The sequence below is a fragment of the Stenotrophomonas sp. YJH_SMC_105-26 genome, from assembly GCF_059368915.1.
The window spans coordinates 25734-49760 of sequence record NZ_JCAFSD010000003.1 but is presented as its reverse complement, the minus strand read 5'-3'; the positions used below and the strand labels follow the sequence as shown (position 1 = coordinate 49760).

Here is a 24027-nt window from a genome sequence, read left to right as displayed (position 1 = left end):
TTCGCCCTGTGGGTGCGAACCTTGGTTCGCACGCTCTCGGGGTTCAGACTTCTCTGCGGATGATTGCCCGGAAGCTCCCGTCCCGGTTCAATCGCCGCACCGATTCCCTGTTCCCATGGGCTGCCGCGAAACCCGCCACGTCGGCCAGGGCATCGAGCAGCAGGGCCTTCAACGCGTCGCGGTTACCGGCCTCCAGCAGATCTTCAAGATCCTGCTGGATGAAGGTCCGGCGCAGGCCCGGCGTTTCTTCGATCCGCCAGTCGACATGGGGCGTGGGGATGCTGGAGCGGTACCGGAAAGCCGTTTCAAGATCGTCAGGCGCGAGGGGATACGCGAGCAGTTCCGGAAAGTAGAGTCCAGCATTCACATAGAAGCCCCGGCTTTCGCTGGCGCGCTGGTGATTCACGACAAGCAGCGCGGCGTCCAGCAAGCGGTAGCGGGTCGTCGACGTCCCGGCAAAGCCGGTCTTCCTGGCGCACTTGCTGAAGACAGTCGAGGATTTCATGGGCTTTGCCTGGGCCGTAACAAGGGCCCACAGCCTTGAGGCGCAGTGCCTGACGGTCAATTGGCAAACGCGACACCCGCAACGAGCGCCCCAGGTGGGTGCGAACGCTCCAGGTGGGTGCGAACCTTGGTTCGCACGCTCCTCTAGCTAGTTGGCCCGTGAGCCCAGCTCCGCTGCCAACGCCAGCCACCGGTTGCGTTGCTCCGGCGAGTTGCTGCGCACCGCACCGAGTCGGCTGACCCGCACAGGGCGGATGCCGCAGAATTCCAGAATAGTGGCGCGGATCTGGGTGATGCCCGGGTCGCGGTAGATCCAGCGGTAATACCAGGGCGGCGTATCCAGCGTGGTGATCACCCGTGCGCTGCGACCGGCCAGCAGCCGGTCCCACCAGACTGAATCGCGCCGGTAGCGGAAGGCGTACCCCGGCAGCAGCACGCGATCGAAGAAGCCCTTCAGCAGCGCCGGCATCGCGCCCCACCAGGTGGGATAGACCAGCACCAGATGGTCGCAGGCCTCGATCGCATCCGCAGTGTCCTGCAGGTCGGCTTCCAGCGGCTGGATCTGGCGGTAGCCATGGCGCAGCACCGGATCGAACTCGAGTTCGCCCAGTGCGATCAGGCGCACCCGATGGCCAGCATTCTCGGCGGCGGTGGCGTAGCGCTGAGCGAGGGCACCGCACAGGCTGTCGCGGTCGGGATGGCCGAGCAGGATCAGGATGGAACGGGACACGGCAACCTCGGGCAATGGAAAGTGCGCGAGGTTGGGCTATGCCCTTGGGGCAGAGTCAACGACCAGCGGCGCAGCCGCTGGGTTCCAGGATGCAGTCACCGCTGCCGGAGTGCAGCCACTGCCGCAGTTCGTCGCTGACCTGCTGCAGGTCGAGCTCGACCTGCGCCAGCCGTGCCCGCTCGCTGGCGATGCGGCTGCGTTGTTGCTCAAGCAGGGCCAGCACCGCGGGCCAGTCGAGCCGTCCGTCGCGGCCCTGCAGGCGGGAGATCGCGGCCAGGGTGATGCCCAGCGCCAACGCCTGGCGGATCAGCTGCACCCAGGCCACATCCTGTTCGCTGTAGTCGCGATAGCGGTTCAGCCGAGGCACCGGCGGCAGTAGTCCGCGCGCCTCGTACAGGCGGATGGCCTTGGCGCTGGCGCCGGTCAGGCGGCTGACCTCGGAAATGCGCATTGGCTCAGTCCCGCACCAGCCCGCCATCGACCACCAGGTTCTGCCCGGTCACCGCGCGCGACCAGGGGCTGGCGAAGAACAGCGCGGCATCGGCGAATTCTGCTGGCGTGGTAACGCTGCGCAGTGGCGTGTTGGCGGCGATGTAGTCGAACACTGCCTCCGGCGTGGCAGCGCTGGCATCGGTGGTGCGCAGCAGGCCGCCGGACAGCATGTTCACGGTGATGCCATGTGGGCCGAGGTCGCCGGCCAGCGTGCGCGTGAGGGACAGTAGCGCGGCCTTGGCGGCGGTGTAGTCGTGGTAGGGCACGACCGGGTTCTGGAACAGGTTGGTGCCGATGTTGATGATGCGGCCGAAGCGGCGGGCCTGCATGCCGGGCAGGGCGGCCTGCACGGTGTTCAGCGCGCCGCGCACGCTGCCCTCGAACTGCGCCTGGAACGCCGACCAGCCGATATCGGCGGCGCCGTCGCGGGCATCACCATTGAACGAGAACGCGGCGAGCGCGTTGTTGACCACCGTGGTGACACCCTGGCCGAAGTGGGCCAGGGCGTGCTGCAGCATTGCATCGACCTGGCTGCGGTCGGTGACGTCGGCCGGCAGCGCGATCGCCTGTCCGCCCAGCTCGGCGGCCAGCGCCCGTGCGGGGCCTTCGCTGCGGTGGTAGTTGACGATGACGCGCGCACCCTGCGCCGCGAACGCGCGGGCGATGTGCTGGCCAAGGCCGCGGCCGGCGCCGGTGATCAGCACCAGCTGTTCGCTGATCTGCATGAGGGAGCTGCCATCCATTGCATGAAAGGGCATGCAGCGTAGCAGCGATGGCGCTTGCCGGAGCGGGCGTGCTGCCGCTAGCCTGCAGGCATGAACCAGACTCCTCTGCGATTGCTCATTCACGGTGCCTCCGGGCGCATGGGCCAGGCCCTGCTGCGGCTGGCCGCCGAACATCCCGAAACCCTGCAGATCGTGGCCGCAGTGACCGGCCGTGCGCCGGCACAGCGCGTGGTCGACGGCGTGCCGTTCTTCGGCGCCAGTGAGCTGCCCGGCGCGCCGGTGTTCGATGTGGCGATCGACTTCAGCCTGCCGGAGGGCTTCGACCCGATGCTGGCGCTGTGCGTGGAGCGGGGTGCCGGGCTGGTGTCGGGCACCACCGGTATCTCCAGCACGCAGCGCCAGGCGCTGGAGGCCGCGGCGGCGAAGATCCCGCTGGTATGGGCCTCGAACTTCAGCCTGGGCGTGGCGGTACTGGACGAGCTGGTGGAGCGCGCGGCGCAGGCGCTGGCCGGCTGGGACTGCGACATCGTCGAATCGCACCACACCCAGAAGAAGGATGCGCCATCGGGCACCGCGCTGACCCTGGGCGCGGCCGCGCAACGGGGCGGGGCGGAGCCGCACTACGCCAGCCTGCGTGCCGGTGACATCGTGGGCGAGCACCTGGTGCAGTTCACCGGTCTGGGCGAGCGCATCGAGCTGGTGCATCGGGCCACCAACCGCGACATCTTCGCCCGCGGCGCCCTGTTCGCCGCCCGCCAGCTGCAGGGGCGGGCGCCGGGCAGCTACCGGGTAAGGGATCTGCTGCAGTAGGGCGGGCTGATTCCTGGGGTCGGATCCCTTTCCTGCGGAAAGGGCTCTGACCCCATCCGAGGGCGCCTGGGGTCAGAGCCTTTCCCATTCGGGAAATGGATCCGACCCCGCCTCCGGCCCGCATACGCCATCGGATTGAAATGAATGCGCAATCGCCGAAGCGCGATAACCGCTGGCGCGAGCGCCCCGGCAGCGCTACAATTCGCACTCGCCGAATCACGAAAGCCGGACCGGTCCCAGACCGTACGTCCGCGCTTTTTTGCAACCGGATTTCCGTGAAGCGCAGGCGTGACTTCGGCAGCCCCCTCGGTAGCCAAAGTGAGATTCCCGTGACCCAAGCCGCAATCCTCGTCCTCGAAGACGGCACCGTATTCGAGGGCGAATCCGTAGGCGCGCCCGGCCTGTCCGTCGGTGAGGTGGTGTTCAACACCGCCATGACCGGCTACCAGGAAGTGCTGACCGACCCGTCCTACGCCCGGCAGATGGTCACGCTGACCTATCCGCATATCGGTAACACCGGCATGACCGACCAGGACAACGAAGCGTCCAAGGTGTGGTCGGCCGGCCTGATCGTGCGCGACGTTCCGCGCCGCCCCAGCAACTGGCGCAGCCAGGTGTCGCTGCAGGACTGGCTGATCCAGCGTGGCGTGGTCGCCATCGCCGGCATCGACACCCGCAAGCTGACCCGCATCCTGCGCGAGAAGGGCGCGCAGAACGGTGCGCTGATGGCCGGCGACATCGACGTGGAAAAGGCACTGGAAGCCGCCCGCAAGTTCCCGGGGCTGAAGGGCATGGATCTGGCCAAGGTCGTCACTACCGAGAAGACCTACACCTGGACCGAGGGCCAGCTGGACCTGGATGCCAACGCTTTCGTCAGCGTGCCGGCCCGGTTCAAGGTCGTGGCCTACGACTTCGGCGTGAAGACCAACATCCTGCGCATGCTGGCCGAGCGTGGCTGCGAAGTGACCGTGGTACCGGCGCAGACCCCGGCCGCCGAAGTGCTGGCCCTGAAGCCGGACGGCGTGTTCCTGTCCAACGGCCCGGGTGACCCGGAGCCGTGTGACTACGCCATCGAAGCGATCAAGACCTTCATCGATGTGAAGATCCCGACCTTCGGCATCTGCCTGGGCCACCAGCTGCTGGGCCTGGCCTCGGGCGCGCAGACCATGAAGATGGGCCATGGCCACCATGGTGCCAATCACCCGGTGCAGGACCTGGACAGCGGCCGGGTGATGATCACCTCGCAGAACCACGGCTTCGCGATCGATGAAGCGACCCTGCCGCCGACCCTGCGCGTGACCCACCGTTCGCTGTTCGACGGCACCAACCAGGGTGTCGCCCGCACCGACGTGCCGGCGTTCTCGTTCCAGGGCCACCCGGAAGCGTCGCCGGGCCCGACCGATGTCGGTCCGCTGTTCGACCGCTTCGTGGTGCTGATGGAGCAGGCCAAGGCGTGATCAGTACGCCGCCGGCCCCCCGGTGGCGTCGCGATGGACCGTAAACCCCGCATCGCTGCTGCCCCCGGCGCGGCGCTGCGGATCAAGATTCCTGATCGACAGCGTGCGATCACTCCCCCTTGTCACGCTGTACTGACTTAGAGAAGAAAATGCCCAAGCGCACTGACCTCAAGACCATCCTCATCATCGGTGCTGGCCCGATCGTCATCGGCCAGGCCTGCGAGTTCGACTACTCCGGCGCCCAGGCCTGCAAGGCCCTGCGTGACGAGGGTTACCGCGTGGTGCTGGTCAACAGCAACCCGGCCACGATCATGACCGACCCGGAGATGGCCGACGCCGTCTACATCGAGCCGATCAACTGGCAGACGGTCGAGAAGATCATCGCCAAGGAAAAGCCCGATGCGCTGCTGCCGACCATGGGTGGCCAGACCGCGCTGAACTGCGCGCTGGACCTGGCCGACAACGGCGTGCTGGAGAAGTACAACGTCGAACTGATCGGCGCCAAGCGCGAAGCGATCCGCATGGCCGAAGACCGCGAGCTGTTCCGCGTGGCCATGGGTGAGATCGGCCTGGAATGCCCGACCGCCGCCGTCGCCCACACCCTGGACGAAGCGCTGGAGATCCAGACCCGCGTCGGCTACCCGACCATCATCCGCCCCAGCTTCACCCTGGGCGGCAGCGGTGGCGGCATCGCCTACAACCGCGAAGAGCTGGTCGAGATCGTCAGCCGCGGCCTGGAACTGTCGCCGACCACCGAGGTGCTGGTGGAAGAGTCGGTGCTGGGCTGGAAGGAATTCGAGATGGAAGTGGTCCGCGATACCGCGGACAACTGCATCATCGTCTGCTCGATCGAAAACCTTGACCCGATGGGCGTGCACACCGGTGACTCGATCACCGTGGCGCCGGCGCAGACCCTCACCGACAAGGAATACCAGCGCCTGCGCGATGCCTCCATCGCCGTGCTGCGCAAGATCGGCGTCGATACCGGTGGCTCGAACGTGCAGTTCGGCATCAACCCGAAGACCGGCCGCGTGGTCGTCATCGAGATGAACCCGCGCGTGTCGCGTTCCTCGGCGCTGGCCTCCAAGGCCACCGGCTTCCCGATCGCCAAGGTCGCCGCCAAGCTGGCCGTGGGTTACACCCTGGACGAACTGAAGAACGAAATCACCGGTGGCCTGACCCCGGCCTCGTTCGAACCGTCGATCGACTATGTCGTCACCAAGATCCCGCGCTTCGCCTTCGAGAAGTTCCCGGCCGCCGACGCCCGCCTGACCACCCAGATGAAGTCGGTGGGCGAGGTGATGGCGATGGGCCGTACCTTCCAGGAGTCGGTGCAGAAGGCCCTGCGTGGCCTGGAAACCGGCAAGGTCGGCTTCGACCCGACCGGCCTGGACCTGGCCAACGAAGACGACCTGCAGACCCTGCGTCGCGAGTTGAAGGCGCCGGGCCCGGAGCGCCTGTTCTTCGTCGCCGACGCGTTCCGCGCCGGCATGAGCGTGGAAGAGATCTACGCACTGTCGTTCATCGACCACTGGTTCCTGGACCAGATCGAGGAAATCATCGCTGCAGAAGGCGAAGTCGCTGCCGGTGGCATCGACGCGCTGGACGCCGCACGCCTGCGCAAGCTGAAGCGTGCTGGCTTCTCCGATGCGCGCCTGGCGCAGCTGACCGGCACCAATGAAGCCGCCATCCGCGCGCTGCGTCGTGCGCACAAGGTGCGCCCGGTCTACAAGCGCGTGGACTCCTGCGCCGGTGAATTCTCCACCGGCACCGCCTACCTGTACTCGACCTACGAGGACGAGTGCGAGGCCGCGCCGAGCAACCGCGACAAGATCATGATCCTGGGCGGTGGCCCGAACCGCATCGGCCAGGGCATCGAGTTCGACTACTGCTGCGTGCACGCCGCACTGGCGCTGCGCGAGGATGGCTATGAAACCATCATGGTCAACTGCAACCCGGAAACCGTGTCGACCGACTACGACACCTCCGACCGCCTGTACTTCGAACCGCTGACCCTGGAAGACGTGCTGGAGATCGTCGAACTGGAACAGCCGAAGGGCGTGATCGTGCAGTACGGCGGCCAGACCCCGCTGAAGCTGGCGCGCGCGCTGGAAGCCAATGGCGTGCCGGTGATCGGCACCAGCCCGGACTCGATCGACCTGGCCGAAGACCGCGAGCGCTTCCAGCAGCTGGTCGACACGCTGGGCCTGAAGCAGCCGCCGAACCGCATCGCCCGCAACGACCAGGAAGCCCTGCTGCTGGCCCGCGAGATCGGCTACCCGCTGGTGGTGCGCCCGAGCTACGTGCTGGGCGGCCGTGCGATGGAAATCGTCTACGGCGAAGCCGACCTGGCCCGCTACGTGCGCGACGCGGTGAAGGTGTCCAACGATTCGCCGGTGCTGCTGGACCGCTTCCTCGACAACGCCGTGGAGTGCGACGTCGACATCATTGCCGATGCCCAGGGCAACGTCCTGATCGGTGGCGTGATGGAGCACATCGAAGAAGCCGGCGTGCACTCGGGCGATTCCTCGTGCTCGCTGCCGCCGTACTCGCTGTCGGCTGAAACCCAGGCCGAGCTGCGCCGCCAGGTGGTGGAGCTGGCCAAGGCCCTGAACGTGGTCGGCCTGATGAACACCCAGTTCGCGATCCAGACCAGCGACGAGGGTGCCGACACCATCTACCTGCTGGAAGTGAACCCGCGTGCCTCGCGCACCGTGCCGTTCGTGTCCAAGGCCACCGGCATGCCGCTGGCCAAGATCGCCGCCCGCTGCATGGCCGGCAAGACGCTGGCCGAGCAGGGCGCGACCAAGGAAATCGTGCCGGACTACTACTCGGTGAAGGAAGCGATCTTCCCGTTCGCCAAGTTCCAGGGCGTCGACCCGATCCTCGGGCCGGAGATGCGCTCCACCGGTGAGGTGATGGGCGTGGGCCGCACCTTCAACGCCGCCTTCGCGCGGGCGCAGGAAGCCGGCGGCATCAAGGCCCCGCCGGTTGGCAAGGCCTTCGTCTCGGTGCGTGATCCGGACAAGAAGCGCGTGCTGCCGGTGGCCAAGGCGCTGCTGGCGCGCGGCTACAGCCTGGTCGCCACCCGTGGCACCGCCGCCTGGCTGCAGCAGCACGGCATGGACTGCGAGATCATCAACAAGGTGGTCGAAGGCCGTCCGCACATCGTCGACTCGATCAAGAACGGCGAGATCGTCTACATCGTCAACACGACCGAAGGTCGTTCGGCGATCAACGACTCGTTCTCGATCCGTCGCGAGGCGCTGCAGCATCGCGTCACCTACTCGACCACCATTGCCGGCGCCAAGGCGCTGGTGGATTCACTGGAATTCCGCGGCACCGGTCCCGTCTGGTCGCTGCAGGAGCTGCACAAGGAGTTGAATGCATGAGAGCCCCCATCACCATGAAGGGCGCGCAGAAGCTGCGCGACGAACTGGATCACCTGAAGTCGGTCAAGCGCCCGAAGGTGATCGCCGCCATCGCCGAAGCGCGTGAGCATGGCGACCTGAAGGAGAACGCCGAGTACCACGCCGCGCGCGAGGAACAGGGCTTCATCGAAGGCCGCATCAAGCAGCTGGAAGGCGAGCTGTCGCACGCCGAGATCATCGACGTGAGCAAGCTCAACGCCGGCTCCAAGGTGGTGTTCGGCGCCAGCGTGACGCTGGCCGACGTGGAAACCGACGAAGAGAAGAAGTACCAGATCGTCGGTGACCTGGAAGCGGACATCAAGCTGGGCCTGATCGCGATTTCCTCGCCGGTGGCGCGCGCGATGATCGGCAAGCTGGAAGGCGATTCGATCGTGATCGACGCCCCGGCCGGCCAGCGCGAGTACGAGATCGTCAGCGTCAGCTACGTGGACTGACACGGTGGCAACGGCGACCCTGCTGTTGCCGGCCCGCAGCCGCTTTGCCGCGGCTGCGTTGCCGGACGATGTGGCACGTGCGCTCGGCCGTGCCACGACCGTGCAGGTCGCGCCGGGCGAACGCGCGCAGCTGACGCGCCATTTCGCGGTTGCCGCGCCGCACTGGCCGGTGGCCGCGTTGACCCGCCAGCGCGACGTCGGCGATGCGGCCGGCGCCAGCTGGCTGCGTGCCGATCCGGCCTGCATGGTGCCGGACATGCATGGCGCGCGGATGATGGCCTACGGCGAAACCCTGCGGCCGACGCTGGCCGACAGCCTGGCCCTGCTGCCGGTGCTGCAGCCCTTGTTTGCCGATGCCGGGTTCGTGCTTGACGCACCGGACCCGTCGCGCTGGTACCTGCGGCTTCCAATCGACCTGGTGCTGCCGGACTTCAATAGTCCGGACGAGGTGCTGGGCGATGACCTGTTCTCGCATCTGCCGGAGGGCGAGGGCGGCCGTCGCTGGCGGGCGCTGATGACCGAAGCGCAGGTACTGCTGCACAACCATTCCTGGAACCAGCAGCGCGCCGCTCAGGGACAACAGCCGATCAATTCGCTGTGGTTCTGGGGCGGTGGCGTGATGCCGGTGTCGGTCAGCACGCCGCACGCACAGGTGCGCAGCCGCGATGCCCTGCTGCAGGGCCTGGCCCTGGCGGCTGGCGTAGCCGTGGATGGCGAACAGGCGGTGGATGCACTGGTCGACCTGCGCCAGCTGCGTTCGCTGCAGCAGCTCGGCAATGATGCAATCCGGCCGCTGCTGGCCGCGCTCAAGCGTGGCGAGCTGCAGCGGCTGGTGCTCGATTTCGAGGACGGCCTGCAGTTCCAGCTGGACCGCGGCCAGCGCTGGCAGTTCTGGAAGAAGCCGCGGCAGCTTCACGATTGATCGGGGTCGACCGATCGGGGTCGGATCCGTTTTCCATCGGAAAACGGCTCTGACCCCCAGGGTTTGTCGGGGTTGCCGACCAGCGGCCGGCACTACCGCAGGTAGCGGCGCCTCAACGGACCTCGCTGACCACCGTCGGCAGTGTCCAGTGCCCGCCGAGCATATTGCGACACTGGCCCGTCGTGAAATCGCTGCTCTTCACGAAGCGCTCCCCGTCCCACACCCAGTCATTGGCGGAGATGCAATCGCCGACACCGCGGCCTCGGGAGCGGCCTCGCAGCGTAGCGTCATCGCGGTCAAAATCTTCGGCCAGGTTGGTGACAAAGGTCGCCTGGTACGGCGATTTGTCTCGCACCACCCAGTAGGCGTTGCTCATGTTGTAGGCACCCACGAAGCAACTGGTGCTTGCCAGTACATGCTGGGCGTCCAGTCGCTGGATCTCGATCTCATCTGTCCCGCCATCGCTCAGGCGGCCGCACTCATCCGGCTTCGGCAGGCTGGCGATCAGTGCCTTGCGCAGGCCCGTTGCCTTGGCCAGCGCCGCGTCCGAGGCGCGCGGTGCCACCAGCGTGCCGCGCATGATCACTGGCACCGGTAATGCCGCAGGCACGCTCGCTTCGGGCTTGTCGCCACGCCGCACCAGCGCACCGGGCGTGCCCAGCCGGCCCTGGGCCTCGTCCATCTTCAGCAGTACGGCCGCTGCGCCGCTGTCGGAGATCGGCCACGCCTTGCCCTTGCCGTCGATGATCTCGATGCGTGCCTGGCGCGGCAGTGCGGCGACCAGTGCATCGGTCTGTGCCTGCTGCAACAACACGTTGTCCCCGTCGCCGGTGTCGTGCACCGGGCCCAGGTCCTTGCCGTTCAGGCGCAGGCGCAGCGCCCCGGTCGGCGTCGGGCTTTCGCCATCCTCGCCATTGCGCAGCCGCGCGAGCACCTTCGTAGCCGGGCCGCCCGCGCGTTCCAGCATCAGGCTGAGCAGATTGCCGGGTTCTTCCGGGCTGTAGCCGGCGGCGCGGCAGGTGCGGGTGCTGTCACAGGCCAGCGACCAGTCGTTGTGCTGGAACTGCACGCCGGCCTTCGGTTCGGGCGTGGCGGCGTGGGCGGCCGGGGCCAGGGCGAGGCCCAGCAGCGCGGGAAGGAGCGTGCGATGCATGCGTTGAAGTCCATTTCAGGGCCGACAAGCATGGAAGATATGCTGGCAGATTCCAAATGCTCGCGATCAGGGGGGGAGCCTCCTGCGGGCAGAGAGATCCGACCCCGCGCTATCATGGGGATGTCTTCCGCAACCCGGCGATGCCGATGTCCCTTGCCGCCGATGCTGTGCAGCCATTCCCTGATACGCCGACGATCCGCCGCCGCGATGCGGTTGCGCCCGGCAGCTGGCCGGAGGGCACGCTGCCGCTGCTGGCGCGTCTCTATGCCAACCGGGGCGCGGGTACACCGGAGTTGGCGCAGCCGAAACTGGGCAATCTGCACGCCCCCGAGCTGCTGACCGGCATCGATGATGCGGTGGGCCTGCTGATCGAGGCCATCGCCAATGACAAGCGCATCCTGGTGGTCGGCGATTTCGATTGCGATGGCGCCACCGCCTGTGCGGTCGGCGTGCGTGGCCTGCGCATGCTCGGCGCGCAGCATGTCTTCCACGCGGTGCCGAACCGAATGGTGCACGGCTACGGCCTGTCACCTTCTCTGGTGGAGGAGCTGGCCGAGCTGCAGCCGGACCTGCTGGTCACGGTCGACCACGGCATCGCCTGCCATGCGGGCGTGATCGCGGCCAAGGCGCGGGGCTGGCAGGTGCTGGTCACCGACCATCACCTACCCGGGCCGCAGCTGCCGCCGGCCGATGTCATCGTCGATCCCAATCTCGACGGTGATGCCTTCCCCAGCAAGTCGCTGGCCGGCGTCGGCGTGATCTTCTACGTGCTGATGGCGCTGCGCCGGCACATGCGCGAGGCCGGCGTCTTCGCCGATGGCAAGGGGCCGGACCTGACCACGCTGCTGGACCTGGTGGCGGTCGGCACCGTCGCCGACCTGGTGGCGCTGGATCCGAACAACCGGGCACTGGTCAGCGCGGGCCTGCGGCGTCTGCGCGCGGGGCAGGGCTGTGTCGGCCTGCGTGCGCTGATCGAAGCCAGCGGCCGTGATGCCGCGCGGCTCACAGCCACCGACATCGGCTTCGCGCTCGGCCCGCGCCTGAATGCCGCGGGCCGGCTGGAAGACATGGCGCTGGGCATCGCGCTGCTGCTGACCGAAGACCCGCGCCAGGCGCGCGAGATCGCGCAGACGCTGGAGCAGATCAATTCGGAACGGCGCGCCGTGCAGCAGTCGATGACCGACGATGCCGAGCAGGCGTTGACCCGCGTGGTGCTCGACATGTCGGGGCAGCGACCGGTGGCGGCCTGCCTGTTCGATGCCGACTGGCATCCGGGCGTGGTTGGCCTGGTCGCATCGAAGATGAAGGATCGCCTGCATCGCCCGGTGATCGCCTTTGCCCCGGCCGAACCGGGCGCCGACACCCTGCGTGGCTCGGCGCGCTCGATTCCCGGCCTGCACATCCGTGACGCCCTGGCGCTGGTCGACGCGCGCCATCCGGGCCTGATCGAACGCTTCGGCGGCCACGCCATGGCGGCCGGGCTCAGCCTGCGGCGTGACCACGTCGACGACTTCAAGGCCGCCTTCGTCGCCGTGGTGCTGGAAATGCTCGATCCGGCGGCACTGCAGCAGCAGGTCCTCAGCGACGGTGAGCTGGCCGCCAACGAACTCGATCATCGCCATGCCGATGCGCTGCGTCTGGCAGGCCCATGGGGCCAGGGCTTCCCCGAGCCGCTGTTCGACGGCCACTTCGAAGTGGCCAACTGGCGCGTGCTGAAGGAGCGTCACCTGAAGCTGGAGCTGCGCCTGCCGGGCGTGCCCGGCACCATCAACGCGATCCACTTCGGCGGCTGGCACGGCAACGCGCCCGGTCGCCATGTGCATCTCGCCTATCGCCTCGCCTGCGACGACTATCGCGGCGGCAGCGCCATCCAGCTGATCGTGGAGCACTGCCTGCCCGCATGAAAAAAGGGGACGGAGGGGATTAAGTCGCTTGTGCCTTGTTTGCCACTTGCGACTTAATCCCCTCCGTCCCCTTTTTGGGGGCGCCAACCCCATTACGGTTGCTGGTGCGTTCAAAGGTTCACGATCCCACTGGAGTCCGCTCATGGTCTTCGTCCGTTGCTGCACTGTGTTGTTGCTGGCCCTCGCGGCCTGGCCCGCTGGCGCGCAGTCGCCGCCGATCTCCCGGCCGCAGGCCAGCATGCCTCTGCTGATTGCCCCGGCCGCCGAGCAGGCGGTGCAGCTGCGACACGCCCGCATCGAAGGCGAAGTCCAGGCCGGCATCGCCCAGACCCGGATCACACTGGAATTCCACAACCCGAACCGGCGCGTGCTGGAGGGCGAGCTGCAGTTCCCGCTGGCCGACGGTCAGCAGATCAGCGGCTTCGCGCTGGATATCAACGGCGAGATGCGTGACGCGGTGCCGGTGCCCAAGGATCGCGGCCGCCAGGTGTTCGAGGAGATCGCCCGTCGCGGGGTCGACCCGGGCCTGCTGGAACAGACCGCCGGCAACCAGTTCCGGCTGCGCATCTACCCGCTGCCGGCTGGTGGCAGCCGGCGCGTGGAGCTGGTGATTCGCGAGCCGTTGGCCTTCGCCGGCCAAGGCTGGCAGTGGACGCTGCCGCTGCAGTTCGCCGCCGGCGCGGCCTCGGTTGAACTGAAACTGCAGACACCCGGCGCGACCACTGCAGGTACGGCACCCTTCCGCATCAGCGCGGGCCAACTGCTGTGGCAGGGCAAGGGCGCGCAGTTGCCGCAGCAGCTGCAGTGGAACCTGCCGGCAGCACGTCAGGCGCAGGTCCAGGTGGCGCACTGGCAGGATGGGCACTACCTGCTGGCACAGTTGCCGGTGGAAGCCAGCAGTATGCCGCGCACGTTGCCCAGCGAGATCGGCCTGCTGTGGGACGGCTCCGGATCGGCGGGACAGCGCGATCGCTCGCGTGAGTTCGCCCTGCTGGATCGCTATTTCGCTGCGCTGGGTGACGGCAGCGTGGCGTTGACCGTACTGCGGGATCGCGCCGAGCCGGTGCGTCGATTCCGCATCCGCGCCGGCAACTGGAGCGAGCTGCGCGCAGCCCTGCAGGCCGTGCGCCCGGACGGTGCCAGCGCGCTGGCGCAGTGGCAGCCGCAATCGAGCGTGAAGGAATACCTGCTGTTCAGCGATGGCCTGCTGACCTATGGGCCGGAACAGCTGCCGGCGATGGCGCCGGATCAACGCCTGTTTGCGGTCAGCAGCGCCGGCGCGCGCACCGATGCCGTGCGACTGCGTGGCTGGAGCGAAGCGCATGGTGGTCGCTTCGTAGCGCTGGGGAAGGATGTCGAATTGGCCGCCCGTGAGCTGCTGTCGTCGCCGCTGGATGTGCAGGTCGATGCAGGGCGCGGCGTGCAGGACGTGGTGATCGATCGTCGCAGTGAAGCCCAGGGCTGGTTGTGGCTGCATGCACGACTGGCGGCCGACGGCGTGCCGATGCGGGTGCGCGTGGGTGGCGGCGAATGGCAGGCACTGCCGGCCACGCAGAAAAGCGATGACGGCGAACTGCTGGCCGGCCTGTGGGCGCAGGCGCGCCTGCAGCAGCTGGCCGCCGACCGCCGCGGCAACCGCGAGGCCATGCAGCGCCTGTCGCAGCAGTTTGGCCTGGTCGGGCCGGATACCTCGCTGATCGTGCTGGAGACACTGGAGGACTACCTGCGCTATGCGATCCGCCCTTCGGGCACGCTGCGCGCCGAGTACGACGCCAGGTTCGCAGTGCAGGTAAGAGATCGCGCCGCTGCTGATCGCCAGCGCCTGGATGAGGTGGCGGCACGCTGGAAGGAGCGCCAGCAGTGGTGGAACCGCAGCTGGCCGAAGGGAATGCCGCCGCAGGCAAAGGGCGGGGCACTGGAAGTGGCCTCCGCGGACTACGCGATGGAATCAGCGCCGGTGGCGATGCTCGCCGCGCCGGCCCCGGCGGCACCACCCGCCCCGGCACCGATGGCCGCCGCCGAGCAGCGCATGGAAGCCAGCAGCGCACGCGCGCGCCGCTCCGCACCTGCATCGAGCAAGGCGCTGGATGCGATCGCGGTCACCGGTGGGTTCGCCGACGCATCTGCTGCCGCCAACGACGGCCAACTCGGCATCCAGCTGGCGGCCTGGCAGCCGGACTCGGCCATCGCCCGGCGCCTGCGCGAGGGCCCGCCGTCGCAACTCTACGACCGCTATCTGGCCGAGCGCGATGCCCACGCCGACAGCAGCGCGTTCTTCCTCGATGTGGCCGACCTGCTGCTGGAGCAGGGCCAGCGCGAACTGGCACTGCGGGTACTGTCGAACCTGGCCGAGATGGATCTGGACAACCGGCATCTGCTGCGCGTGCTCGGCTACCGGCTGATGCAGGCTGATGCCCCGGCACTGGCGGTGCCGGTGTTCGAGCAGGTGCTGGCGATGGGCCAGGAAGAACCGCAGAGCTTCCGCGACCTGGGCCTGGCGCTGGCAGCGGCCGGCAAGCCGCAGCAGGCGCTGGCGCCGCTGTACCAAGTGGTGGTGCGGCCGTGGGACAGCCGCTTCGATGGCATCGCCCTGATCGCATTGGATGAGCTGACCAACCTGGTGGCGCGCAGCGCGCCCCGGCTGGACACCACCAGCATCGACCCGCGCCTGCTGCAGGCGATGCCGCTGGACCTGCGCGTGGTGCTGTCGTGGGATGCCGACAACAGCGACATGGACCTGTGGGTGACCGACCCGAACGGCGAGCGTGCCTACTACGGCAACCGCCAGACCTACCAGGGCGGGCGGATGTCGCAGGACTTCACCGGCGGCTATGGCCCCGAGCAGTTCTCGCTGCGCAACGCCAAGCCGGGCAAGTACAAGGTCGAGGCGAACTATTTCGGCAGTCGCCAGCAGCTGGTGACCGGTGCGACGACGCTGATGCTGCGCCTGACCACCCATTGGGGCACGGCCAAGCAGAAGGACCAGATGGTGACGATGCGGCTGAAGGATCGCGCCGAAACCGTGCTGGTGGGCGAGTTCGAGGTGCGTTGATCGCTCGGGCACCCGTGTAGAGTCGAGCTGGCTCGACTGCCTCAATGTAGAGCCGAGCCTGCGCTCGGCTCATGGCAGAAGCAGCCGAGCGCGGGCTCGGCTCTACACTACTGCGGTGCGCGCCATTGGCGCCGCCGGCGGATTCGCACGCAGGCCGAACAGGGGCCGCAGCCAACGCACGCGACGGATCAGCAACTCATGGATCAGCAGGCAGCCGCCGACAGTACCGGCCAGCAGCAGGGCCGGTTCCATCCACGGGCCCAACTGAAGTGGCTTGAGCCAGAACAACAGCACGATGATCAGGCTCTGGTGCAGCATGTACCAGGGATAGATCGCCTCGGTGCAGTACGGCAGCCAGCGGAACGGGCGACCGAGGAAGACCTTTCCCCAGCCGAGGATGGCCAGCAGCGCGGTCCATACGTAAAGCGACTGGCTGGCCCGGCCCTGCAGGTCCCAGAACGGTTCGGGCCATTGCCGCAGCGGGGAATCGGCGGGCAATACCTGGCCGAGGATGCGCAACCCCAGATACCAGCCGACGGCAGCCAGCGCCAGCCATAGCGTGGTGCGGCGCAGGGCGACCACGCGCTCCCAGAACACCGGTTCACGACCCAGCAGGTAGCCGGCCAGGAACACCGTCGCGTACTTCGCGTGCTGGTACCAGTCGCCGAGCAGGGCATTGGTGGACGGGTAGATCGGCTCCAGCCAGATCACCCAGGCCAGCAGCAGGGCGGACGGAAGGCCGATCAGCAGCATCGGCGATGCTGCGCAGAGCGCCATCGCGCGGCGAACCACCGCCGTTCCCAGCAATGGCATCAACAGGGCCAAGGCCAGCGTGTAGTTCCACAGATAGGCCAGGTACCACAGGTGGTTCCAGGTGATGCCGTACTGCCAGCCGGCGAAGCTGCCTTCCGGCCACGGCCGCACCTGCCAGTAGCGCAGCAGGAACTGGCCGAAGCCGGGTGCCACGTGGCCGTTGGCCACGCCTTCGCAATAGGGCTGGATCGGCACGATCACGAACATGCCGAACAGCAGCGGCAGCAGCAGCCGCCAGGTGCGCAGGCCGGCGAAGCGCAGCAACCTGCCTTCCGGCCGCATCAGCGCGATGGCGATACCCGAGATCAGGAACAGCAGCGACATCCGCCAGCGGTTGACGAACAGCATCGGCCACTGCAGCCATTCGGCGGTATGCACGCTCTTGAGGTGAAAGCCCCAGTCGTCCACGTAGGCCATGGCGGTGTGGTAGAGGATCAGCAGGGCGAAGGCGAACACGCGCAGGGCGTCGATGTCGTAGCGTCGGGTCATGGTGGTGGTGTGCCGGAGAGTCGAGCCAAGGTGACGCCGCCCGGTCCGTGCGGCGACTGGCAAGGGGCCGCTGGAACCGACGCAGTGACCAATGGCGGGGGTGGTGGGATCAATGGAGCCGCTACCCTTTGTCCCTTGAGGCAGGCTGGAGCACCGCAACGACATGGATGCAGCAATGACTCAGGGCCGACCATCGCGCTGGCGTACTTCAACCCGGCTGCTGGTATGGGCGGCGATCCTGTCGGCCTCGGCAGTGACCAATGCGCTGGTGGAAGTGATGGACGCCAGTCGCCGCGGCGGCGATCTCGGGCTGTGGGAGCCGATGATCTGGGAGTTCAGCAGCCTCGGCCTGGTCCTGTTGACCCTGCCGCTGCTGTGGTGGGGCTGCGAGCGCTGGCCGCTGCATGCCGATACCTGGAAGCGGCGATTGCCGCTGTATCTGCTGGCCAGCGTCGGCTGGTCGCTGCTGCACGTGGTGGGGATGGTGCTGCTGCGGCACCTGGCCTACGGGTCGCTGGGCCATCGCTACCAGGATGATGCCGGCTGGCTGGAGCGTTTTGCCTACGAATACCTGAAGGATGTACGCACGTTTGCGATGTTCGTGGCACTGGAGCACTTTGCCAGCTGGTTCGGCCGGCGCAGGCAGGGCGAGGCGAGCCTGCTGGCCGAGCCGGACGTCGGCCCGCCGGTGGAGCCGGTCGAGCGCCCCCAGCACTTCCTGGTGCGCAAGCTGGGCAAGGAGTTCCTGGTCGCCACGGCGGACGTGGAGTATGCCCAGGCCGCGGGGAACTATGTGAACCTGCGGGTACGCGGCCACGACTATCCGCTGCGGATCACCATGGCGGTGCTGGAGCAGCGGCTCGACCCGGGCGAGTTCCTGCGCCCGCACCGCAGCTGGCTGATCCATCGGGGCCAGCTGCGCTCGATCGAGCCGCTGGACGGTGGCGAGGCCCTGCTGCACATGGCCGACGGGGCGAAAGTGCCGTGCAGCCGGCGCCAGCTGCCGCTGCTGCGGCAGGCGCTGGGGGCAGGGTGAGGCCCTCATTCCGGGCACCCGCAGCCTGCGGTATCATTACCAGTCATCTTTTGAATGCATAACCGCCGACATGATCGAACTGAATCCTGTCCGCCAGCGCATCACCGATCTGACCGATCGCGTGCTGTCGCTTCGGGGGTATCTTTGACTACGACGCCAAGAAAGAGCGTCTTGAAGAAGTAACGCGGGAGCTGGAAAGCCCCGACGTCTGGAACAACGCCGAATACGCCCAGAACCTGGGCCGCGAGCGTTCCAGCCTGGAAAAGACCGTGGGCGGCATCGCCTCGGTGCTGGATGGCCTGAACGACGCCACCGAGCTGCTGGAGCTGGCCGAGTCCGAGCAGGACGAGGACACCGCCCTGGCCGTGGTCGCCGACCTGGACAAGCACCAGGCCCACGTGGAGAAGCTGGAGTTCCAGCGCATGTTCTCCGGCGAGATGGACAATGCGGCCGCGTTCGTCGACATCCAGGCCGGTGCCGGTGGTACCGAAGCCCAGGACTGGGCCGAGATCCTGCTGCGCATGTACCTGCGCTGGTGTGAATCGCGTGGCTGGAAGACCGAGCTGATGGAAGTCTCCGGCGGCGACGTTGCTGGCATCAAGTCGGCCACGCTGCGCGTGGAAGGCGACTATGCCTATGGCTGGCTGAAGACCGAGACCGGCGTGCACCGCCTGGTGCGCAAGTCGCCGTTCGACTCGGACAACCGCCGCCACACCAGCTTCACCTCGGTGTTCGTGTCGCCGGAAATCGACGACAACATCGACATCACCATCAACCCGGCCGACCTGCGTACCGACGTGTACCGTTCGTCCGGTGCCGGTGGCCAGCACGTGAACAAGACCGAGTCGGCGGTGCGTATCACCCACATCCCGACCAACATCGTCGTGGCCTGCCAGACCGGCCGCAGCCAGCACCAGAACCGCGACAACGCGATGAAGATGCTGGCCGCCAAGCTGTATGAACTGGAGATCCAGAAGCGCAACGCCGAGAAGGACGCGGTGGAAGCCACCAAGTCCGACATCGGCTGGGGCAGCCAGATCCGCAACTACGTGCTCGACCAGAGCCGCATCAAGGACCTGCGCACCGGCATCGAACGGTCGGACACGCAGAAGGTGCTGGATGGCGACCTGGACGAGTTCGTCGAGGCCAGCCTGAAGGCCGGCCTGGCCGTGGGCTCCAAGCGCGTCGATGCCTGATCGGCGCGCCTGCGCGGATATCGTCACCCTCGTGCGCAACGCCGAGGGTGGCTGATCACGCTTCCGATGTGGGGCCGAGCCCATGCTCGGCTGCTGTTGGCGCAGTAGCAGATGCGTCGAGCATGGCTCGACGCTACAACGGGTACGGCGGTAGCGATGATGCGCAGCGAAAGTGAACGCAAGGAACTCGGCGGCTTTCTCAAGGCCTGCCGCGCCCGTGTCGATCCTGCCACGCTCGGCCTGCCGGCCGGGCGCCGGCGTACCCCGGGCCTGAAGCGCGAGGAAGTCGCGCTGGCGATCGGGGTGAGCGTCAGCTGGTACACCTGGATCGAGCAGGGCCGTGAAGTGCGCGCCTCGCCCGAGGTTCTGGAGCGCCTGGCGCAGGTGCTGCGCATGAGCGACGACGAACGCGCCTACGCGTTCGCGCTGTCCGGCTACGGCGTGCCGCTGGAATCACCGGACGAGAGCGTGACCGACGGCTTGCGCCAGCTGGTGGAGGCGATGCAGCCGATCCCGGCCTATGTGCGCAACACCCGCTTCGACATCCTGGCCTGGAACCCGGCCATCGCCGATCTGTTCGTGGACTACAGCCAACTGGCGCCGCATGAGCGCAACACGCTGCGGCTGATGTTCCTGTACCCGCCGTACCGCACGCTGATCCTCAACTGGGAAGAAATGACCCGCGGCCTGCTGGCAGGCTTCCGTGCGGCGATGGCGCAGGCGCCGGACAAGGCGCCGTTCCTGGCGCTGGTGGAGGACATCGCGGCGCACAGCGAGGAGTTCCGCCAGTGGTGGCCGGAGCACGACGTGCGTCGGTTCGATGAAGGGGCGAAGAAGCTGAACCATCCCACGCGCGGGTTGCTGGACCTGCAGTACGTGGCGCTGGTGCCGGAGAGCCGGCATGACCTTTCCCTGGTGACTTACCTGCCGCGAAAGTAGGGGTGTTCGGCAGGGCTTGCAGCCCTGCACCTGCTCAATGCAACGGCCAAAGCCAGAGCCAGAGCTATGTTCCGTGGTTCGGCGGGGCGGTGTCGGCGTGCGGGGACGCCGCAAGTACGTCCGTGTAGGCTTGGCAGCCGCATCCATGCGGCTGACACCCCGCACGCCGACACCGCCCCACCTTCGACAGGTTCACGCGGCTGTTGGCAACTGCGGCTTTGTTCCGCGCGGCTGTTGGTAGGTGTCGACCTTGGTCGACACGATTTTTCTCTCAGATATCGAATGAGTCATCCACGGATGGCGTGGGTCTACTGTGTCGACCAAGGTCGACATCTACCAACAGCAACGCAGAGCGCCGCCCCGACAGATCGCGGAAAACCGTCGAAGGCGGGGTGGGTCCGGTTGCGGGAGTGTCCGCGGCATGGATGCCGCGGCCAAGCCCCCAAGGACGGGTTTACGGCGTCTCCGGCAACCGGACCCACCTCGCCATCCCACAGATAGCCCGCTGTTGCTGCTGCTTCGGCTGTTGCCGTTGCCTCTGCGGGTGCAGGGCGCAGCCCTGCAAGAGCCCCCATTCAGACAGGTAAGTGCAGGTCACAGGATAAGCAGACGCCTTGTTGCCTCCGCCAATCGGGTCCACATTCCTGTGCAGGAGACGGGCCGCCGCCCGTCGTCGAGACACCAGGAGACCTGCATGTCCGCTGCCCCCACCACCGCCATTTCCCGCGATCCGGCTACCGGCCAGCAGATCGCCAGCCATCCCTTCGCTACCGACGCCGAGCTGGAAACAATCCTGGATCGCGGCCAGGTCGGCTTTGCGGCCTGGAGCGTCAAGAGCCTCGAACAGCGCTCAGACGTACTGCGTGCGATGGCCGCGGTGCTACGCCGTGACCGTGAAAAGCTGGCCGCGCTGGCTACCACCGAGATGGGCAAGGTGCAGGCCGAAGCACTGGCCGAGATCGAGAAGTGTGCCGTGCTGTGCGACTGGTACGCCGACCACGGTGCGCAGTTCCTGCGCGACGAGCCGACCCAGGTGCCCGACGACAAGGCTTACGTGTCCTACCTGCCGCTGGGCGTGGTGCTGGGCATCATGCCGTGGAATTTCCCGTACTGGCAGGTGATGCGCGCGGCGGTACCGATCCTGATGGGCGGCAACGGCTTCCTGCTGAAGCCGGCCGAGAACATCGTCGGCACCGCGCAGCTGCTCGATGCCGCCTGGCGTGATGCCGGGCTGCCGGAAGGCACCTTCATCGCCGCCAACATCAGCCGCGAGGGTACCAGCCGTGCGATCTCCGATGACCGCATCGCCGCCGTCACCCTGACCGGCAGCGTGGCCGCAGGCCGCAGCATCGCTGCCCAGGCCGGGCAGGCGCTGAAGAAGGTGGTGCTGGAACTGGGCGGCTCGGATCCGTTCATCGTGCTGGCTGACGCTGACCTGGATGCGGCCGTCGATGCGGCGGTGACCTCGCGCTTCCAGAACACCGGGCAGGTCTGCATTGCCGGCAAGCGCATCATCGTTGAAGACGCGGTGTACGACCGCTTCGTGGCGCAGTTCTGCCAGAAAGTGCAGGCGCTGACCATCGGTGATGGCCGTGAAGCGGGCAATCGCATTGGTCCGATGGCACGCCAGGACCTGCTGGAACAGTTGGACGCGCAGGTGCGCGCCTCGGTGGACGCAGGCGCGAAGCTGCTCGTCGGCGGCCATCAGCTCGATCGTCCGGGCGCGTTCTATGCGCCCACCGTGCTGGCGGACGTGGAGCCGGGCATGCAGGCCTTTGACACGGAAACGTTCGGGCCGGTGGCCTCGATCAGCCGCGCCCGCGATGCCGACCACGCGGTGGAACTGGCCAACCAGAGCGAGTTCGGCCTCAGCGGCAACCTGTGGACCGGTGACCGCGCGCGGGCCATGCAGCTGGCGCGCCGGCTGCAGACCGGCGGTGTGTTCGTCAACGGCTTCTCCGCTTCCGACCCTCGCGTGCCGATCGGCGGTGTGAAGAAGAGCGGCTTCGGCCGCGAGCTCTCGCACTTCGGCATCCGTGAATTCGTCAACGCGCAGACAGTGTGGTTCGACAAGCATTGACGCGCGGCTCTCATCCTTCCTGCAACGATCCACCATCAGTCCAGCACAAAGGACGGCATCCGATGTCCAAGGGTTCAGATCTGCTCGTCGCCGCACTTGAGAACGAAGGCGTCGAGCGCATTTTCGGCATTCCCGGCGAAGAAAACCTCGACGTGGTCGAGTCGCTCCGCCATTCCAGCATCGAACTGGTCATCACCCGCCACGAACAGGCGGCGGTGTTCATGGCGGCCACTTACGGCCGCCTGACCGGCAAGCCGGGCGTATGCCTGGCCACGCTCGGCCCGGGCGCGCTCAACTTCACCACCGGCGCCGCCTATGCGCTGCTGGGTGCGTGGCCGGTGATCATGATCACCGGCCAGAAGGGCATCGTCGCCAGCAAGCAGGCGCGCTTCCAGATCGTCGACATCGTCGGCACGATGAAGCCGCTGACCAAACAGGCGCGGCAGATCGTCTCGGCACGCACCATTCCGACCATCGTCCGCGAGGCGTTCCGTGTCGCCCAGGAAGAGCGCCCGGGCCCGGTGTTGCTGGAGCTGCCCGAAGACATTGCTGCCGATGAGGTCGAGGGCGTGGCGCTGATTCCGCCGCACGCGGTGGACCGTCCCATTGCCAGCCCGGAGGCGCTGGATCGGGCAGCAGAGCTCATCCGCAATGCAAAGCGGCCGCTGCTGATGATCGCTTCGGCGGCCTCGCGGCCGCAGTCCAGCGACGCGCTGTCCGCGTTCGTGCTGCGCGCCGGCATCCCGTTCTTCACCACGCAGATGGGCAAGGGCGCGGTGGCCGGTGGTTCAGGCCTGTACATGGGCACCGCGGCGCTGACCGAGCGCGATTACGTGCACATGGCGATCGACCAGGCCGACGTGATCGTGACCATCGGCCACGAGGTCACCGAGAAGCCGCCATTCGTGATGCGCCCGGGTGGGCCGACGGTGATCCATATCGGGTACTCGCAGGCGGCGGTGGAACAGGTGTATTTCCCGCAGGTGGAGGTGATCGGCGATATCGGTCGTTCGCTGACCCAGCTGGCCGACCGCATCGAGGGCGCGGTGCCGGATGCCGCTGCGCTGCTGCCGCTGCGCGCGACCATCCTCGAGCACCTGGCCGACCGGGCCGAAGAGGCCGGGTTCACCCCGCAGCGGCTGGTGCACGACGTGCGCCAGGTGATGCCGCCGGATGGCATCGTGGCGCTGGACAACGGCATGTACAAGATCTGGTTCGCGCGCAACTACCGCACCCAGGTGGCCAACACGCTGCTGCTGGACAACGCGCTGGCGACGATGGGCGCGGGCCTGCCGTCGGCGATCATGGCCTCGATCCTGTATCCGCAGCGGCGGGTGCTGGCGGTGTGCGGCGACGGCGGCTTCATGATGAACAGCCAGGAGCTGGAGACGGCCCGCCGGCTGGGCCTGAACCTGGTGGTGCTGATCCTCAACGACGGTGCCTACGGCATGATCCGCTGGAAGCAGGCCGTGGACGGATTCACCGACTACGGCATGACCTTCAGCAACCCCGATTTCGTGAAGTACGCCGAGGCCTATGGCTGCAAGGGCCACGAGGTGACGGCCATCGAGCAGTTCATCCCGACCCTGGAAGCGGCCTTCAACGAGGGCGGGGTGCACCTGGTGTCGGTGCCGGTGGACTATTCGGAGAACCAGCGGGTGCTGGTGGATGAGTTGCGCCAGGCGTTCCCCGGCAACAGGTAGCGGCGGAGCAGGGCCGGCCGATCCGCCCGGTAGGTGTCGACCTTGGTCGACACGCACGGCGCCAACCAAGGTTGGCGGCTACCGGGGCGGGCCCGGCCCAGGGCTGGGGCTGGGCGGTTTTGGTATGCTGGGCAACCGGCTGTGCCGGGCGCTGCAT

The 24027-nt window shown here is 67.4% G+C and carries 18 protein-coding genes; 12 read left to right on the top strand and 6 right to left on the bottom strand.

Annotation, left to right across the window (positions count from 1 at the left end; translation table 11 throughout):
• Window positions 1-43: 43 nt before the first annotated feature.
• The 4 genes from AC5P7F_RS10075 to AC5P7F_RS10060 all read right to left on the bottom strand — a co-directional run bounded on the left by AC5P7F_RS10075 (window position 44) and on the right by AC5P7F_RS10060 (window position 2451).
• Window positions 44-505: a DUF4304 domain-containing protein gene (locus tag AC5P7F_RS10075; protein ID WP_032959471.1), complete on the bottom strand. Its 462-nt coding sequence runs from the start codon at window positions 503-505 to the stop codon at window positions 44-46.
• 147 nt (window positions 506-652) lie between these two features.
• Window positions 653-1234: an NAD(P)H-dependent oxidoreductase gene (locus AC5P7F_RS10070; protein WP_164077671.1), complete on the bottom strand. Its 582-nt coding sequence runs from the start codon at window positions 1232-1234 to the stop codon at window positions 653-655.
• Between the two features lie 55 nt (window positions 1235-1289).
• The gene (locus AC5P7F_RS10065; RefSeq protein ID WP_046429960.1) at window positions 1290-1685 is read right to left on the bottom strand and encodes a MerR family transcriptional regulator; all 396 of its coding nucleotides are present in this window, start codon (window positions 1683-1685) and stop codon (window positions 1290-1292) included.
• Window positions 1686-1689: 4 nt separating this feature from the next.
• A complete protein-coding gene (locus AC5P7F_RS10060; protein WP_414615663.1) occupies window positions 1690-2451 on the bottom strand; it encodes a 3-oxoacyl-ACP reductase in 762 nt (253 codons plus the stop codon).
• 90 nt (window positions 2452-2541) lie between these two features.
• Between AC5P7F_RS10060 and dapB the strand changes: the two genes are divergently transcribed.
• The 5 genes from dapB to AC5P7F_RS10035 all read left to right on the top strand — a co-directional run bounded on the left by dapB (window position 2542) and on the right by AC5P7F_RS10035 (window position 9505).
• Window positions 2542-3261 (top strand): 4-hydroxy-tetrahydrodipicolinate reductase, encoded by a 720-nt coding sequence (gene dapB / locus AC5P7F_RS10055; protein ID WP_080052982.1) that lies wholly within the window; start codon window positions 2542-2544, stop codon window positions 3259-3261.
• Window positions 3262-3590: 329 nt separating this feature from the next.
• Window positions 3591-4718 carry a glutamine-hydrolyzing carbamoyl-phosphate synthase small subunit gene (gene carA, locus AC5P7F_RS10050; RefSeq protein ID WP_014646993.1) on the top strand — a complete coding sequence of 376 codons (1128 nt, stop codon included), beginning with the start codon at window positions 3591-3593 and terminating at the stop codon, window positions 4716-4718.
• 149 nt (window positions 4719-4867) lie between these two features.
• Complete coding sequence (gene carB / locus AC5P7F_RS10045) at window positions 4868-8110, top strand: carbamoyl-phosphate synthase large subunit (protein WP_014646994.1); 3243 nt, start codon at window positions 4868-4870, stop codon at window positions 8108-8110.
• A gap of 8 nt (window positions 8111-8118) precedes the next feature.
• Entirely contained in the window at window positions 8119-8583 is a 465-nt protein-coding gene (greA, locus tag AC5P7F_RS10040) for a transcription elongation factor GreA (protein WP_026347191.1), read from the top strand.
• Between the two features lie 4 nt (window positions 8584-8587).
• Window positions 8588-9505 carry a Regulatory protein, RpfE type gene (locus tag AC5P7F_RS10035; RefSeq protein WP_014646995.1) on the top strand — a complete coding sequence of 306 codons (918 nt, stop codon included), beginning with the start codon at window positions 8588-8590 and terminating at the stop codon, window positions 9503-9505.
• A gap of 112 nt (window positions 9506-9617) precedes the next feature.
• On the opposite strand, the gene AC5P7F_RS10030 is transcribed toward AC5P7F_RS10035, so the two are convergent.
• Window positions 9618-10658, bottom strand: a complete 1041-nt coding sequence (locus tag AC5P7F_RS10030; RefSeq protein ID WP_164077672.1) for a DUF1176 domain-containing protein — start codon at window positions 10656-10658, stop codon at window positions 9618-9620.
• Between the two features lie 146 nt (window positions 10659-10804).
• Between AC5P7F_RS10030 and recJ the strand changes: the two genes are divergently transcribed.
• Window positions 10805-12562, top strand: coding sequence for a single-stranded-DNA-specific exonuclease RecJ (gene recJ / locus AC5P7F_RS10025; RefSeq protein ID WP_164077673.1), 1758 nt, complete (start codon window positions 10805-10807; stop codon window positions 12560-12562).
• Between the two features lie 142 nt (window positions 12563-12704).
• Complete coding sequence (locus AC5P7F_RS10020; protein WP_164077674.1) at window positions 12705-15614, top strand: DUF2135 domain-containing protein; 2910 nt, start codon at window positions 12705-12707, stop codon at window positions 15612-15614.
• Between the two features lie 102 nt (window positions 15615-15716).
• Here AC5P7F_RS10020 and AC5P7F_RS10015 read toward each other — a convergent pair whose 3' ends face one another.
• A complete protein-coding gene (locus tag AC5P7F_RS10015; RefSeq protein WP_164077675.1) occupies window positions 15717-16916 on the bottom strand; it encodes an acyltransferase family protein in 1200 nt (399 codons plus the stop codon).
• A gap of 175 nt (window positions 16917-17091) precedes the next feature.
• Between AC5P7F_RS10015 and AC5P7F_RS10010 the strand changes: the two genes are divergently transcribed.
• From AC5P7F_RS10010 to AC5P7F_RS09990, 5 genes are all read left to right on the top strand, one after another.
• Complete coding sequence (locus AC5P7F_RS10010; RefSeq protein WP_069118454.1) at window positions 17092-17952, top strand: LytTR family DNA-binding domain-containing protein; 861 nt, start codon at window positions 17092-17094, stop codon at window positions 17950-17952.
• 70 nt (window positions 17953-18022) lie between these two features.
• A protein-coding gene (gene prfB, locus AC5P7F_RS10005; protein WP_014037064.1) for a peptide chain release factor 2 occupies window positions 18023-19148 on the top strand; the annotation gives its coding sequence in 2 pieces (ribosomal slippage) (window positions 18023-18097 and window positions 18099-19148; 1125 coding nt in all).
• 156 nt (window positions 19149-19304) lie between these two features.
• A complete protein-coding gene (locus AC5P7F_RS10000) occupies window positions 19305-20087 on the top strand; it encodes a helix-turn-helix transcriptional regulator (RefSeq protein ID WP_019661470.1) in 783 nt (260 codons plus the stop codon).
• A 694-nt stretch (window positions 20088-20781) separates the two neighbouring features.
• Window positions 20782-22167, top strand: a complete 1386-nt coding sequence (locus AC5P7F_RS09995) for an aldehyde dehydrogenase family protein (RefSeq protein WP_164077787.1) — start codon at window positions 20782-20784, stop codon at window positions 22165-22167.
• 62 nt (window positions 22168-22229) lie between these two features.
• On the top strand, window positions 22230-23870 hold the full coding sequence (locus tag AC5P7F_RS09990; protein WP_142234669.1) for an acetolactate synthase large subunit: 1641 nt from the start codon (window positions 22230-22232) through the stop codon (window positions 23868-23870).
• The last annotated feature ends 157 nt before the right edge of the window (window positions 23871-24027 follow it).

Bases quoted from the DNA above. Each gene is read 5' to 3' on its own strand.
- AC5P7F_RS10075 (WP_032959471.1), bottom strand. From the start codon at position 505: ATGAAATCCTCGACTGTCTTCAGCAAGTGCGCCAGGAAGACCGGCTTT.
- AC5P7F_RS10065 (WP_046429960.1), bottom strand. From the start codon at position 1,685: ATGCGCATTTCCGAGGTCAGCCGCCTGACCGGCGCCAGCGCCAAGGCC.
- AC5P7F_RS10060 (WP_414615663.1), bottom strand. From the start codon at position 2,451: ATGCAGATCAGCGAACAGCTGGTGCTGATCACCGGCGCCGGCCGCGGC.
- dapB (WP_080052982.1), top strand. From the start codon at position 2,542: ATGAACCAGACTCCTCTGCGATTGCTCATTCACGGTGCCTCCGGGCGC.
- carB (WP_014646994.1), top strand. From the start codon at position 4,868: ATGCCCAAGCGCACTGACCTCAAGACCATCCTCATCATCGGTGCTGGC.
- AC5P7F_RS10030 (WP_164077672.1), bottom strand. From the start codon at position 10,658: ATGCATCGCACGCTCCTTCCCGCGCTGCTGGGCCTCGCCCTGGCCCCG.
- recJ (WP_164077673.1), top strand. From the start codon at position 10,805: ATGTCCCTTGCCGCCGATGCTGTGCAGCCATTCCCTGATACGCCGACG.
- AC5P7F_RS10020 (WP_164077674.1), top strand. From the start codon at position 12,705: ATGGTCTTCGTCCGTTGCTGCACTGTGTTGTTGCTGGCCCTCGCGGCC.
- AC5P7F_RS10015 (WP_164077675.1), bottom strand. From the start codon at position 16,916: ATGACCCGACGCTACGACATCGACGCCCTGCGCGTGTTCGCCTTCGCC.
- AC5P7F_RS10010 (WP_069118454.1), top strand. From the start codon at position 17,092: ATGACTCAGGGCCGACCATCGCGCTGGCGTACTTCAACCCGGCTGCTG.
- AC5P7F_RS10000 (WP_019661470.1), top strand. From the start codon at position 19,305: ATGATGCGCAGCGAAAGTGAACGCAAGGAACTCGGCGGCTTTCTCAAG.
- AC5P7F_RS09995 (WP_164077787.1), top strand. From the start codon at position 20,782: ATGTCCGCTGCCCCCACCACCGCCATTTCCCGCGATCCGGCTACCGGC.
- AC5P7F_RS09990 (WP_142234669.1), top strand. From the start codon at position 22,230: ATGTCCAAGGGTTCAGATCTGCTCGTCGCCGCACTTGAGAACGAAGGC.